Below are 13669 nucleotides of genomic sequence, written 5' to 3' on the forward strand. Positions count from 1 at the left end.
TCCCGTCCGAGGGCCGCATCCCCGCCCGGGGTGCGGCCCTCGGCCGTGCCGGGGCCCGCATAGGGTGACGGGATGCCGGACTTCCCGAGCCCGCCGATCGCCCCGACCCGCCCGCACACCCGCGAGCACCACGGCGAGTCCGTCGAGGACCCGTACTGGTGGATGCGCGACCTCGAGGACCCGCAGCTGCGGGACCACCTCGAGGCCGAGAACGCCTACGCGGAGGAGATGACGGCCCACCTCGCCCCGCTCCGCGAGACGCTCTACGACGAGATCCGCAGCCGGGTCAAGGAGGACGACCTGTCCGTGCCCGTCGCCAGCGGGCCGTGGTGGTACCTCGCCCGGACCGCCGAGGGCAAGCAGTACTCGGTCCAGGTCCGGGTGCCGCGCCGCGAGGGGGAGGGCCGTCCGGACCCGGAGGCGGGGGTCCTGCCGGGCGAGGAGGTCGTCCTCGACGGCAACCTCGAGGCCGGGGACTCGGAGTTCTTCTCCCTCGGCGCGCTCACCGTGAGCCCGGACCACCGGCTGCTCGCGTTCGCCACCGACACCGCGGGGGACGAGCGGTTCGACCTCGTCGTCCGCGAGGTGACGACCGGACGGGTGCTCGACACCTCGGTCCGGGGTATCGGGTACGGCGTCGAGTTCAGCGCCGACGGCGACTACGTCTTCTACACCCGCGTCGACGACGCCTGGCGTCCCCACCAGCTGTGGCGGCACCGCGTCGGTGATGACCCGGCGCAGGACGTGCTCGTGCACCAGGAGGACGACGAGCGCTTCTGGATGGGGGTGAGCGGCAGCCGCGACGAACGGTGGCTCCTGCTCGGGCTGGGGTCGAAGACGACGAGCGAGGTGTGGATGCTCGACGCGGCCGACCCGGAGGGGGAGTGGCGCGTCGTCGCTCCCCGGCGCGACGGCGTCGAGTACGACGTCGAGCCCGCGTCCGACCGGCTCCTGGTGGTGCACAACGCGGACAGCCCGGACTTCGACCTCGCGTGGGCCCCGCTCGACGCGACGAGCCACGAGCAGTGGCTGCCCCTACTCGACTCGGGAGAGGGCGAGCGCTTCGCCGGCGTCGACGCGTTCGACGGCGCGAGCGTCCTGTCGCTGCGCACCGGCGGGCAGCCGGCCGTTCGGGTCCTGCCGCGGGACGTCACGTCGGTGTCCGGGCACGGCACGCCGTGGGACGTCGACGTCGACGAGCCGGTCCGCACCGTCGGGCTCGGCGACAACCCCGAGCCCGGGCAGTCGGCGATCCAGGTGGTCACCGAGTCCTGGACGACGCCGCGCACCGTGCTCGACGTCGACCTCGCGACCGGCGCCCGCACGGTCCTGAAGCGCCAGCCGGTCCTCGGCGACTTCGACGCCTCCGACTACCTCGAGCACCGGGAGTGGGTCCGGGCGCAGGACGGCACCGAGGTCCCGGTGTCCGTCGTCCGCCGGCGAGGCGTCGAGCCGGACGGCACGAACCCGGGCCTGCTGTCGGCCTACGGGGCCTACGAGATCTCCTCCGACCCGTACTTCTCCGTCGCCCGGCTCGGCCTGCTCGACCGGGGTGTCGTCGTCGCCGTCGCGCACGTGCGCGGCGGCGGGGAGATGGGCCGGGCCTGGTACGACGGCGGGAAGATGCTCGCGAAGGCGAACAGCTTCACCGACACCGTCGACGTCGGGCGGCACCTCGTCGAGCGCGGCTGGGTCGCGCCGGACCGGCTGGGGCTCGAGGGCGGGTCGGCCGGAGGGCTGCTCGTCGGCGCCGCGGTCAACCTCGCCCCGGACCTCTTCCGCGTCGTCCACGCGGCGGTGCCGTTCGTCGACGCCCTCACGACGATCCTCCAGCCGGAGCTGCCGCTCACGGTCGGGGAGTGGGAGGAGTGGGGCAATCCGCTGGAGGACCCGGAGGTCTACGCGGCGATGCGGGCCTACACGCCGTACGAGAACGTCCGGGCGCAGGCCTACCCCGCGGTCCTGGCGACGAGCAGCCTGCACGACACCCGCGTCTACGTGACCGAGCCGGCGAAGTGGGTCGCCCGGCTGCGCACGACCGTCGTCGACGACCCCGCGGAGCGTCCGGTGCTCCTGCGGACGGAGATGTCCGCCGGCCACGGCGGACGCAGCGGTCGCTACGCCGCGTGGGAGCAGGTGGCGTGGGAGTGGGCCTTCGTCCTCGACCGGCTCGGCGCCACCGAGCGCGTGCGGCCCGAGGGCTCCGTCACCGTCTGACGGGCCCGGCGGGACCCCGGCTAGGGTGCGGCCATGACGCTGCACACGATCACCTGGGACGACGCGGCCGGGACCGACGGGCGCGGCGCCCTCCGGCTGCTCGACCAGACCCGGCTCCCGGACCACACCGAGGTGCTCGACGTCGTCACGGTCGACGCGCTCGTCGCGGCGATCGAGCGGCTCGCGGTCCGGGGCGCGCCCGCCCTCGGGGTGGCGGGCGCGATGGGGGTCGTCGTCGCGATGGACGAGGCGGAGCGCGAGGGCTGGGACGCCGCCCGGCTCGATGCCGAGATCGACCGGGTCCGGCTCGCCCGCCCGACGGCGGTGAACCTCGCGTGGGGCGTGGACGCGGTGCGACCGCTCGTCGGGGCCGGACGGGACGCCGTCCTCGCCGCGGCCCGACAGGTGGCGGCGGACGACGAGAGCGCGAACCGTGAGCTCTCCCGCCGCGCGGCGGACTGGCTGCTGGAGCGGACCGGTCGGGACCGGCTGCGCGTGCTCACCCACTGCAACGCCGGGACGCTCGCGACGTCCGCCTGGGGCACGGCGCTCGGGGTGGTCCGCGAGCTGCACGCCCGCGGGGCGCTCGAGATCGTGTACGCCGACGAGACGCGGCCGCTGCTGCAGGGCGCCCGGCTCACCGCGTGGGAGCTCGCCCGGGAGGGGATCGAGCACCGGGTCCAGGTCGACGGCGCCGCCGCGTCGACGGTGCTGCGCGGGCTCGTCGACTGCGCGGTCGTCGGGGCCGACCGGATCGCCGCCAACGGCGACGTCGCGAACAAGATCGGCACCCTGGGGGTGGGGCTGGCCTGTCGGGAGGCCGGGATCCCGCTGCTCGTCGCGGCCCCGTGGTCCACCGTCGACCTCGCGACCCCCGACGGCGACGCGATCGAGATCGAGGAGCGCTCCGGGGACGAGGTGACCGGGTGGCAGGGTACCCGGACCACCCCTGTCGACAGCCCGGGCTACAACCCCGCGTTCGACGTGACGCCGGCCCGGTTCGTCGCCGCGGTCGCGACCGAGCGGGGCCTCGTCGAGCCGGCCGCCGGTGGCACCATGGGTGAAGTCCTGGGCTGAATATCTTCGAAATGAATGTATGATCTTCAGATGGTCGATCTGAAGACCCACGGTTCAGAGCACGTCCTCATCGGGGACATCGTCGGGTCCCGGGCGGCCGCGGACCGTCGGGCGGTCCACGACGCCGTCGTCGCCGCCCTCGCCGACACCGACGCCCGGGTGCCGTCGCTGCGCGGGCTGGCGGTCACCTTCTCCGACGAGTTCCAGGGGGCCTACACCCGGCTCGGCGACGCCCTGGAGGCGGCCTGGCGCGTCCGGCTGACCCTCCTGCCCGACGTCGACGTGCGGATCGGCCTCGGCCGGGGCGCCGCCACCGTCGTCGACGCCGACCGGGGTATCGAGGACGGTCCGGCGTGGTGGGCCGCCCGGGCCGCGGTCGAGGCCGTCGAGGAGCAGGCGGGACGGTCCCCGACCCGGTGGCTGCGGACCGCCGTCGCCGTCGACGGGGTCGAGGGGGCGCCGGTCCCCGAGGACGGGGACCTCGCGGCGGTCAACGCGGCCCTGCTGTGTCGGGACCATCTGGTTGGCTCGCTCTCGGACCGTTCGTTGCGACTGCTGAGGGGCCTCATGGAGGACGACGTCACCCAGGCCGAGCTGGCCGACCGCGAGGGCATCAGCGCCTCGGCGGTGTCCCAGCGCGTGCGCACCGACGGCATCGGCGCCGTCCTCGCCGCCCAGTCCTTGCTGCGGGGGCTCGCGTGACGTGGCTCGCGGTCTGGCTCGTCGGCCTCGGGCTGGCCGACCTCGTCCGGGCGGGCGACCGGCCGCGCAGCGAGCGGGCCGCCCGCGTCGTCGGGGTCGTCGCCGTCGTCGTCGTCGCGGCCCTCGCCGGCCGCTGGACCGCGGTCGACGCCGTGGTGCTCCTCGGCTCGCTCGTCCCGCTCCTGCTGTGGCTGCAGTACTCGCAGCAGGCCCTGACGACCGGGTCGGGCCACGTCGCCGCCCTGTCCTGGCTCGCGGTCGGCGCGGCGTGGCTGCTGCTGCTGTCCGGGTGGTCCGGGCCGGTCGCGGGGCCGGCGGCGCGCTGGCTCGCCTGGGCCGACCTGCCGCCCGCGGTCGCCGGGGCGGGGGCGGGACAGGCCCTGCTCGTCCTCGGGCTGCTCCTGGCCAACCTGTCGACGGCCAACGTCGTCGTCCGTCTCGTCCTCATCGCGATCAACGCGCTCCCGCCGGCGCGGGTGACGCCGGACCTCGGTCCGCACGCGTCCGACCAGCTGCGCGGCGGGCGGCTGCTCGGGCCGATGGAGCGCGTGCTCATCCTCGGGCTCGGACTCGCGGGCCAGCTCGGTGCCGCGGGCCTGGTCATCGCGGCGAAGGGCCTCATCCGCTTCCCCGAGCTGCAGAGCAAGCGGGGCGGGTCCACGGTCGAGGGCCTGGGTATCGACGCGGTGACCGAGTACTTCCTCGTCGGCTCGTTCATCTCCTGGCTCGTCGCGCTGGGGAGCCTCGTCCTCGCCGCCTGACCGGGGCACCCGGTCCGGCCGGGCGCTACGCGTCGATGATGCGGTCGCGCCACTCCGTCGGGAAGTCGGCGGTGGTGTTCCCGGCCACGAGCAGCCGGTAGGTCATCGCGGCGGCCTCCTCGAGGTTGAGGGCGCGGCGCAGGGCCATCGACACCGAGTCGCCGAGGGCGGAGCACCCGTGGTGCGAGAGGACGACCGCGTCGTGCTCCCGGGCGGCCTCGGCGGCGGCGTCGGCGAGCTCGTCGCTGCCCGACGGCAGGAACGGCACCCGGCCGTGGTGGCCGACGTAGAAGCGGTGGTCCAGGGTCGTGAAGCGGATCGGGGCCCCGAGCATGTCGACGAGCAGGACGTGCTGCGGGTGCAGGTGGACGATCGCGGCGACGTCGGGACGGACCGCGTACGTCCGCTCGTGGAGGCGCCACTCGATGCTCGGCCGCTCGGCACCGCCGACGCGGGCGCCCCCCACCTCGACGTCGGCGAAGTCGTCCGGGTGCAGCCGGTCCAGCCAGGTGCCCGTGCCGGTGACGACGAACCGGTCGGTCCCCGGCACGCGCGCGGAGAGGTTGCCCCCGCTGGCCTGCACGAGCCCGCGCTCGACGACGTGCCGTCCCGCGTCGACGAGCTGCTCGACGACATCCGCTCTCGGTGCCTCCACACCCCGATCCTGCCGTACCCGCCGCGGCCGCGGGCGCCGACCCCGGGTCAGCCCCGGAGGTAGCGCTGGAGCACGACGCCGCCGGGCAGCGCGCTCGCCCCGTCGAGGGTCCAGCGGACCGGTCGGGAGGCTCCCCGGAAGAGCGGGACGCCGCTGCCGAGCGAGACCGGGTTGACCTTGAGCCGCAGCTCGTCGATCTCCTCGACGAGGGTGCCCGCCAGGTCCCCGCCGCCGCAGAGCCAGACGTCGAGCCCGTCCTCCTCCTTGAGGGCACGGACGGTCGCCACCGGGTCGTCCGCGACACGCGTGACGGTGGGGTCGTCGGGCAGGTCGTCACGCGAGGTGACGACGTACTGCCGCAGGTGCGGGTAGCCGCTCGAGAGCCCGGCGTCGAGCGCCGGCTGGTGGGTGCGTCGGCCGAGCAGGACCGTGTCGAAGTGGCGGGGCGGCGCGTCGACGCCGAGGGCCTCGCGCGCGTGCGCGGGGCAGGTCTCGGGGTACTCGGCGAAGATCGCGGCGAGGGTGTCGGGATCGGCGGGGAAGGCGTCGACGCCGCCGTCGTCGTCGGCGATGAAGCCGTCGAGCGAGGTGGCGACGAGGTAGACGAGACGGCGCATGCAGGACCCCCTGGGTGGCGTGGACGGACCCGGGCACGCTAGCCCGGCGAGGTGCACGGCGGCACCCCGGTTTCCCCGCGGACGGTGTCAGCCGACGCGCAGCGCGATGCCGTCGACCCAGCCGTTGAACTGGTCGGGGCTGCCCGACAGGGACCCGTCCGGGTTGAGCTTTCCTCCGACGCTGACCAGCGCGTCCGGGTCGAACTCGACCGCCCCGAAGGCGTTCTCGGGAGCCTCGCCGGAGAAGGTCTCCTGGAAGTCCTCGCCGTCCCACACCCCGAGGGTGAGGCTCAGCACCGCGGTGCCCTCGCCGGTGACCGTGCGCTCGCACGTGGCCCGGTGCCAGGAGTCGATGTCGTGCAGCCGCGTCTCGACGCCGCTGCGGCGACCGTCGGCGGTCTTGAGGTAGCAGCCCACGACGTGCTTGTCGACGCTGAGCTTCCACTGCGACCGGTCGTCGTACAGCCCCCGCTGCAGGAGGTTGTCGCCGTCGGCGGGGTCGTCGCCGATGTCGGGGTCCTGGCGGAAGTCGGCCTGCCAGCGGAAGGACCGCTCGCCGACGGCGAGGGGGTCGGACCCGCCGGTCGGTCGGATGCCGAGGACCGCGAGGGGGGTACGGGTGCCGTCGAGGACCTCGTACTCCGGCAGCCGTAGGGCCTGCTCGTCCTCGGCCGCGGGGGAGTGGGCGGTGTAGGCGCGGGCGTCCTGGGTGACGACGACGGCGCGCAGCGACCCGGCCGCGCTGCCGCCCAGCGACGGCTCGTGGAGGATGCGCCCGGCCGGGGCGTCGGCGAAGTCGACGTCGAGGACGAGGCCCGGCTCCGCGCCGGCAGCCGGTCGCACGAGCACGACGCCGGCCACGACGAGTCCGGCCGCCACGAGGGCGGCCGTGACCGTGCGGGTCGGGTCCATGCGCTCAGCCCCTGCTGTCTCGAGTCGATCGGACGACGCCTCTCCCGACGGTAACCCGCCGGCGCCGGTCACGGGCGTGGTCGGCGGATTCGGGGCGCGCGAGGGGAGGGCCGGTCGCCTAGGGTCGTCCGGGTGGGTGACGAGAGGACGGACGCGTACTTCGAGCGTCTCGCGGACGACCAGTTCCGGGCGACGACGGCCACGAGCGGGGCCTGGCGGGAGGACGAGCAGCACATCGCCCCCGCCCTCGGTCTGCTGCTGCACGTCGTGGAGCAGCACCGTCGTCGCCGTCGCACCGACGACTACGTCGTGGGCCGGCTCGGCTACGACATCCTCGGGACGGTGCCCGTCGACGAGGTCGGCACGACGGTCCGGGTGCTGCGCCCCGGGCGCACGATCGAGCTCGTCGAGGCGGGCATCGAGCACGGTGGACGGACCGTCGTGACGCTGCGGGCGTGGCTCATGGAGCCCCGGGACTCGAGCGCGGTGGCGGGCACGTCCCTGCCACCGGTGCCCACACCCGACGAGCTGCCCGCGTGGTCCCCGAGCGAGTACTGGCCGGGCGGGTTCATCGCCTCCGTCGAGCTGCGCCGCCATCTCGCGGAGCCCGGTCGCGGCTGGTTCTGGGCGCGCACGTCGCTCCCGCTCGTGGCCGACGAGGATGTCACCCCGGCGGCCCGGGCCGCCGGGCTGCTCGACATCGCCAACGGGATGGTCGTGCGGGCCGAGCCCCGGGCGGTGCACTTCCCGAACATCGACCTCACGGCGCACCTGCTGCGCGAGCCGCGGGGGGAGTGGCTCGGGTTCGACACGAGCGTGACGTTCGGCGCGAACGGTGTCGGCCTGACGAGCTCCCGGCTGCACGACGCCGCCGGTCCGCTGGGCTCGCTGGAGCAGTGCCTCACCGTCCGCCCGCGCTGACGACCCCGGCCTACGACCCCAGGCGCTGCCGCAGACGGGGCAGCCCCGGACCGTCGAGGTCGCCGAGCGGGTCCGGACGGCCGGCGAGGACCATGAGGACCGCCTCGGCCGGCCCGCGCACCTCCGGGCCGCGGCCGAAGGACCAGTCGAGGTCGGTCGCGACGACGCGGGTGCCACGGGCACGCCAGGCTCCCCGTAGCGGCGGGGCCGTGAGGGCGAAGGTGAGGGCCGGACGCAGCCGCTCGGCCGGAACGACCCGCGGTCGGTCGACGGCCCGACGGATGTCCTGCTGATGGACGAGCGCGTCGGTGAGTCCCACTCGGCCGCCGAAGAGCGTTGCCGGAGGACCGGCGGGCGAGAGGTGCGCCTCGAGCATCCCGACGAGGTCGTCGGGTGTCGTCCCGGCGAGCCGCGCGACGCCGGCCGCGTTCATGCCCGACAGCAGGAACCGGCCCCGGCCGGCCTGGTCGAGCATCTCGCGGGGTGTCGCGACCTCGTAGCTCAGGACATGGGCGAGGACGTCGCGCACGCGCCACCCGGCGCACAGCGACGGCATCTCCCACTCCGCCGGCCCGAGGGCCCGGACGAGGTCCAGCAGGTCGACGCGTTCGGCGCGGACGAGGTGGGTGAGGGACACCCGCGCAGTCTGCCGCAGCGGACGCGCGAAGGGCGCCCCCGCCGCAAGCGGGAGCGCCCTTCGTCGGTGCCCGGTCGATCAGATGTCGAAGTACATCTCGAACTCTCCCCGCACCGTTGGCTGACGTTGGCTGACGGTAGGAACCCTCTCTGACCTGCGTAAACGCTACCGACAACCGTTGGTAGTCGTTGACGATCCGTGACCGTCCTGCGGACTGGTTGCGGACTACGCAGAGGAGAGAAGCATGGAGTCCGAGACCAAATGGGTATGGCGGCCGGGGTGGGGATGGGTGGAACGTCGGGTCCCATGAACAACTCACAGAAGGCCGAGCGCGACGACGTCGAGCCCTACTTCCTCACCATCCGGGCTGCGGCGAAGCGGTTCTCCGTGTCGTACGACTTCGTCCACGACGCGATCCTCGACGGCGACCTGCCAGCCAAGCGCCCGTCCCGGGAGTGGCTGGTGAAGCCCGAGGACGTCGTCGACCTCATCGACCGCCGTACGGAAAGGAGGTTGCAGGGCTGACATGCAGAACGGCCCCGGGCGGTGCGCGAACACCGACCCGGGGCCTCGACCGAATCACCTGACAGAACCAGGAGAACGACCGTGAACGACAGCATGCAGCAGGACGCGAGCCTGCACCCGAGCACATCTACTCAGCCGGCCGATGGGTCGACCCCCGGTGACCGTGTGGCCGCGCCGGCCCCCACCAAGTCCCGAACCCTAGGGACCTATGCCGCCGAAGGCGAAGAGGAATTCGGCTCCCCTCGCCTAGTCGGGTGGCTGAGCCTGTGCGAAATCCGGCGAGTGCCGGGTTACGTCACACGGTGTCACCAGGGCGTCGTCGATGTGCTCGTGGCAGGCCAGACGCACATCCCGAGTGGTGAAGGACCGCTTCCCTACGGGGTCATCGGCGACGACACCATCCTCGTGGGACTCAGCGCGCCCGAGTGCGAGGACGGCGACGACTACGCGTACGGGGTGCGTGTGACCTCAGGTGAGGCGCGGAGCTTGGCGGCGCTACTCCTGAAGGCTGCCGATGACGTCGACCTTGCCGAGTACGTGGGCGGGCGGCAGTGAGCGCCCTGGCGCCGCGGGACGCTAGGTGTCCGTCGTGGTGCGAGGCCGAACACACGGATGACGACTGGGCCGAGGGCTTCTATCCGCACTCACGGACCCGCAGCGGCGTCGCCACCGGATATCGGGGCGTCAAGCAGTGGTTCGTGGACATCGACGCCGAGCACGACGGTGTAGGCGCTCAGATCGGCGCTGTGACGGATGACGGCATGACCGCCACTGAGGCCCGGGCGATGGCACAGGCTCTTCTGGAGGCCGCCGACACCCTGGAGGCGTCCGACTGACCGAGAGCAGCAGCGACGCCCTCTGGTGCCATGCCAGGGGGCGTCGCTATGTTCACCCAATGGGGCGGTCTGAGCAGTGAGCAGCTTCCCCAGGCTTTGCTACAACGCCAGCGAGATCGCGCGGATGCTGAACGTGCCTCTCGAGTTCGTGATCATCTGCACCCGCAAGACAGACGACGTGAACTATCCCTACCCGCCGATCCTGCCGATCGCCGGCCGGCACGGGTACCAGGGCGCGTTCGCGATCACCGCACGCGAGCTCCGGCTGTGGGAGCGGAAACTTAACGAGCCACAGATGACGTTCCTCGGCCCTGAGGAGGACTGGGAAGGAATGAAGCGACGAACCGTTCCTCGAATCGCTCTGACCCTCAAGGAGGCCGCGGCAGCGGTCGGCGTCTCTCCCAAGACGCTGTACGCGGCGGTGCACGCAGTTGACCCGCGCATATACCCGCCACCGCTCAAGGCGGGCAGGCACGGCCCTGGTGGCAACTACTCGATCCGGCCGGCCGACCTCGAGGAGTGGGTGAAGTCGCTCCAACGGTGGGCGTAGGCGGAATCGTGGCAGCAGTGGCGCGGTCCCGGTCAGGTCTCGTCCTCATTCGCAACTCGACGCAGGCTAACCCGTTCCCGAATCCGCTCCAGCGGATCGAAGTTTTCATCATCCTCGCTCACCGGTTCTAGCTCGCCCCGCATATACAGGCGTTCGGCCATCCCCTGAAGTACCGCCTCCTGCGTCTCTTCATCCATAGTGGCGATAAATCCCTTGACGGTACGGATCCGCAGATCGGTGCGCTTGGCCAGGCGCGACTCCTTATGGAACGTTCGCGCTCGGCCAAAGCAGAGGGCCGCGAGCCCCAAGCCCGCGACTGAGACCCCTAAGCGGGTTAGGGCGAGCGGAATCGATCGTTCGTTGGCAACTTCGAGCAAGTGATATGCGAGGAGCCAAAGAGCGCCCAGACCGATCGCTGTACCGATCACATCCCAGATCCATCCGCCGACCGACTTGTTGCGTGCGTTCTCTCGGTAGTCGCTGGCGACTGCCTTATCGGCGACGGCAGCCAAGATCGACTTGGCGTCGTTGTGCAGGCTACGCATCTCGGAGACCTCGGACTTGGCTTCGGCTTCTTCGGCCTTGAGCGATGCCATCACTGGCTGCCATTCGGCGGCTTGGCTTTCCAAGGCACTCTTCACAGCGTCGTCGATGGCCTGCTGGATTCGGGAGTCCGCATTCTTGGTCAGATTCGCAACATCTGCCTCCAGCTCGGAGAGCTTCTCCTCTAGGTCCTGAGACTGCTGTTGCCACCGCTCCAGGCTCTTTATGGAGGCGCGCTCGTAGGTTGCAGCTGCCTTTCCCGCCGCAGCCGCCTTTCCCTTTGGCGGCAGTGGTGGAAGGTCGCCCATCGCATGAACGACTTGGTCGAGATCCTCTTCCGCGTTCTCTAGGTGTCCACCTTCTTCGGGATCCTCGCGAAACTGGGTCAGGGACGTCGATACAGGTGTCAGCGCGCTCATCAAGTTTTGTAGAGCAGTCCGTGAGTAAAGATCGGGGCCCTGACTCCGGTGCGCCGCTAGCTCTTCGACCACGCGCAGGAGCCGGGCGTACGACTCCGCTGACTCTTTGTCGTCTGGTATGGCCGCTTCCGACAGCGTCGTGTGCATCTTCTCGACCATGTCCCAGACGGGATGGGATCGAATCTGTTCCTGGGCCTCCGTTGGCATGTGACCTCCCCGCCGTATGCAAGCACACGCGGAGGGATCGTCGTGGCCGCTTGTGGCAACGAACGGACATCAGGACGCGCCTTCGAACGGGTCGGGCGGCAGGTCGATGGGTCGGGCCCAGAGGTAGTAGCCCCACTGTCCGTGGCACCAGGCGTCGATGTCGGGGCCGTGGGTGATCAGCCGGGAGAGTGCCGGCAGTGCCCAGTCGATGAACCGTTGCCGTGCCTCGTCGTCGAGGCCGGGGCGGGTGCGCCACTTCACTTCCCAGATGCCGTGGGTGTTCTCGCGCGCGGTGACGTAGCCCTCGCAGTGCGCGGAGTGCTGGGGCCAGTGCTCGAGGTCTTCGGGTGGGTCGAGGTGGAAGGTCAGTCCGTCGAGTGCGTACATCACATCCCCTGATAGCGGTTGTTCTCGATGGCGACGGCGTGGGCGACCTGCCGCGCCTCGACCTGGAAGGAGCCCGACCGGCGCAGTGCCCCGACGAGCGTGTCGGCGAGGCGGTAGTAGTCGATGCCGTCACGGCTGCCGGTGTAGTCCGGGACGTCGGGGAGCATGCGGCCGTCCGTGGCGGGCACGAAGAGCTCGGGCTTGTACTCGCCGACGACGTAGGGCGTTCCGGCCTTCACGGGGCCACCCCGGGCGCGTGCGCGGATGTCTCCGGCGATGCCGAGGTTCACCGACTGCCCGCCGACGTCGACCCGGCCGGTCTGGCGAGTGTTGACGTAGACGTCGATGCTCTTGCTGTTGGGGATGTCGCGGATGGCGTCAGCGAGCCCGGACGCCTGCGCGGCGGCGGCGTAGAGCTCGTCGGCGGCCTCGGCTGCCCAGCCGAACCCGGGGACGTTGGACAGGGCGCGGAGCATGTCGGCGCCGGTCTCGGTGACTCCGGCGAAGGCGTCGAGGATGAGCCCGGCGGCGCCGAGGGTGATGTCGCGCCACGTCTCGAACACGGCCCATGCGGCCTTGACGACCTCGATGAGGGTGCGGATCTGGGCGGCCCAGGCGGGCAGGTAGATGTTGGTGAGGTCGGCGGCGAAGGGGATGACCTTGTCGGTGAGGACGGCGCCGAACTCCTCCCACGAGAACGTGCCGTCACCGACGCCTCCGGAGAGGATGTCCAGGGCCTTCTCGAGGCCGGGCATCACGGTCTGGTAGCCCTCCTGGAGCGCCGGCCAGAGGTCGTCTCGGATCCAGCCGCCGAACTCCTTCACGGCCGGTAGGCCGTCCTGGAGGAACCACGACGACAGCTCCCGCGCCGCGGGCAGGAGGGCGGTGCCGATGTCGGCCTTCATGTCCTCCCACGTGGCGCCGAGGCGACCGTTCACGCCGGCGAGGGTGTCCGCCTCACGGCCGTACGCGCCGAGGGCGTCCTGGGACTGCTCGAACAGCAGCCCGATGCGGGCCTGGGCCTTCGCGGCCTCCAGAGCCTTGCCCTTGAGCTTGTCCTGGCCGTTGGCGGCGAGCTCGGCGTTCACGGCGGTCTCGTTGAGGCTGACGCCGTACCGCTCGATCGGGTCGGACTCGCCTCGCATGGCCGAGCTGATGGCGTCGACAGCGTCGGCGGTGGACCCGCCGTACTGCGCGGCAAGGTCAGCACCGAGGCCGATGAGGTTCTCGGTCTGGTCGGCGAAGTCCTTGATGCCCTTGTTCTTGATGCCAGCGCCGAGGACGGTCGACAGCTCGAGGTAGTCGTTCTTCGACAGGCCGAGGTTGGTGGCGGCGTCCTTGGCGATCTCGTTGATCTGGTCGAAGTCGTCCTTGAACACCGCCTGGGCGCCGCCGAGGGACTGCTCGAGGGCCGACCCGAGGTTGACCGCTTCCTTGGTGAAGTCGATCAGGATGCCCGTGCCGAGGGCTGCGGCGATCGGTGCGGCGAAGGTCTTGGCGGCGCCGAGGACAGCGCCGCCCATCTTGTCGCCGGCTCGGCGGCCGGTCTGCTGCGCCTGGGAGTCGACGCCGCTGAACATGCGGGTGACGTCCCGGCCGATATCTCGTGTCTCGACGCTCAGCGAGACGTACGCGGTGGCGAGCTCAACGCCTGTGGTCATGGTTCGTTCCTTCCGAGGTGGTTGCTGGCCTCGTGGATCTGC

The 13669-nt window shown here is 71.7% G+C and carries 16 protein-coding genes; 9 read left to right on the forward strand and 7 right to left on the reverse strand.

The features are described 5' to 3' along the window. Positions 1-72 precede the first annotated feature (72 nt). Genes KC207_RS14140 through KC207_RS14155 form a run of 4 tightly spaced genes read left to right on the forward strand, consistent with a single transcriptional unit; the run spans position 73 to position 4757 of the window. Entirely contained in the window at positions 73-2217 is a 2145-nt protein-coding gene (locus KC207_RS14140) for a S9 family peptidase (RefSeq protein ID WP_211603953.1), read from the forward strand. 33 nt (positions 2218-2250) lie between these two features. Then, positions 2251-3294, forward strand: a complete 1044-nt coding sequence (mtnA, locus tag KC207_RS14145; protein ID WP_211603954.1) for an S-methyl-5-thioribose-1-phosphate isomerase — start codon at positions 2251-2253, stop codon at positions 3292-3294. A 30-nt stretch (positions 3295-3324) separates the two neighbouring features. After that, on the forward strand, positions 3325-3996 hold the full coding sequence (locus tag KC207_RS14150; protein ID WP_211603955.1) for a SatD family protein: 672 nt from the start codon (positions 3325-3327) through the stop codon (positions 3994-3996). Further along, a complete protein-coding gene (locus KC207_RS14155) occupies positions 3993-4757 on the forward strand; it encodes a hypothetical protein (RefSeq protein ID WP_211603956.1) in 765 nt (254 codons plus the stop codon). Before KC207_RS14150 ends, KC207_RS14155 begins: the two co-directional genes overlap by 4 nt. Positions 4758-4782: 25 nt before the next feature. On the opposite strand, the gene KC207_RS14160 is transcribed toward KC207_RS14155, so the two are convergent. From KC207_RS14160 to KC207_RS14170, 3 genes are all read right to left on the reverse strand, one after another. Further along, positions 4783-5412 carry a class II aldolase/adducin family protein gene (locus tag KC207_RS14160; RefSeq protein ID WP_211603957.1) on the reverse strand — a complete coding sequence of 210 codons (630 nt, stop codon included), beginning with the start codon at positions 5410-5412 and terminating at the stop codon, positions 4783-4785. A 47-nt stretch (positions 5413-5459) separates the two neighbouring features. Further along, the gene (locus KC207_RS14165; protein WP_211603958.1) at positions 5460-6029 is read right to left on the reverse strand and encodes a dihydrofolate reductase family protein; all 570 of its coding nucleotides are present in this window, start codon (positions 6027-6029) and stop codon (positions 5460-5462) included. An 87-nt stretch (positions 6030-6116) separates the two neighbouring features. After that, positions 6117-6941: a hypothetical protein gene (locus KC207_RS14170; protein WP_211603959.1), complete on the reverse strand. Its 825-nt coding sequence runs from the start codon at positions 6939-6941 to the stop codon at positions 6117-6119. A 132-nt stretch (positions 6942-7073) separates the two neighbouring features. Here KC207_RS14170 and KC207_RS14175 point away from each other — a divergent pair, with 132 nt between their 5' ends. Further along, positions 7074-7862, forward strand: coding sequence for a thioesterase family protein (locus KC207_RS14175; RefSeq protein WP_211603960.1), 789 nt, complete (start codon positions 7074-7076; stop codon positions 7860-7862). Positions 7863-7872: 10 nt separating this feature from the next. Here the strand turns inward: KC207_RS14175 and KC207_RS14180 are convergent, their stop codons facing one another. Then, positions 7873-8499 (reverse strand): maleylpyruvate isomerase family mycothiol-dependent enzyme, encoded by a 627-nt coding sequence (locus KC207_RS14180; RefSeq protein ID WP_211603961.1) that lies wholly within the window; start codon positions 8497-8499, stop codon positions 7873-7875. 306 nt (positions 8500-8805) lie between these two features. On the opposite strand from KC207_RS14180, the gene KC207_RS14185 reads away from it, so the two are divergent. The 4 genes from KC207_RS14185 (at position 8806) to KC207_RS14200 (ending at position 10410) form a co-directional block, all read left to right on the forward strand. Beyond that, on the forward strand, positions 8806-9024 hold the full coding sequence (locus KC207_RS14185) for a helix-turn-helix domain-containing protein (protein ID WP_211603962.1): 219 nt from the start codon (positions 8806-8808) through the stop codon (positions 9022-9024). Between the two features lie 81 nt (positions 9025-9105). Continuing rightward, entirely contained in the window at positions 9106-9579 is a 474-nt protein-coding gene (locus KC207_RS14190; RefSeq protein ID WP_211603963.1) for a hypothetical protein, read from the forward strand. Then, complete coding sequence (locus KC207_RS17150; protein ID WP_437179137.1) at positions 9576-9860, forward strand: DUF6907 domain-containing protein; 285 nt, start codon at positions 9576-9578, stop codon at positions 9858-9860. The genes KC207_RS14190 and KC207_RS17150 overlap by 4 nt, the downstream gene beginning before the upstream one ends. A 76-nt stretch (positions 9861-9936) precedes the next feature. Beyond that, positions 9937-10410 carry a helix-turn-helix domain-containing protein gene (locus tag KC207_RS14200; RefSeq protein ID WP_211603965.1) on the forward strand — a complete coding sequence of 158 codons (474 nt, stop codon included), beginning with the start codon at positions 9937-9939 and terminating at the stop codon, positions 10408-10410. A gap of 32 nt (positions 10411-10442) precedes the next feature. On the opposite strand, the gene KC207_RS14205 is transcribed toward KC207_RS14200, so the two are convergent. From KC207_RS14205 to KC207_RS14215, 3 genes are all read right to left on the reverse strand, one after another. Next, entirely contained in the window at positions 10443-11531 is a 1089-nt protein-coding gene (locus tag KC207_RS14205; RefSeq protein WP_211603966.1) for a hypothetical protein, read from the reverse strand. A gap of 117 nt (positions 11532-11648) precedes the next feature. Next, positions 11649-11966 (reverse strand): hypothetical protein, encoded by a 318-nt coding sequence (locus KC207_RS14210; RefSeq protein ID WP_211603967.1) that lies wholly within the window; start codon positions 11964-11966, stop codon positions 11649-11651. Continuing rightward, complete coding sequence (locus KC207_RS14215; RefSeq protein ID WP_211603968.1) at positions 11966-13627, reverse strand: phage tail tape measure protein; 1662 nt, start codon at positions 13625-13627, stop codon at positions 11966-11968. The genes KC207_RS14210 and KC207_RS14215 overlap by 1 nt, the downstream gene beginning before the upstream one ends. Between the last annotated feature and the right edge of the window lie 42 nt (positions 13628-13669).

It is taken from the genome of Phycicoccus avicenniae (assembly GCF_018139485.1).
Taxonomy (GTDB): domain Bacteria; phylum Actinomycetota; class Actinomycetes; order Actinomycetales; family Dermatophilaceae; genus Phycicoccus; species Phycicoccus avicenniae.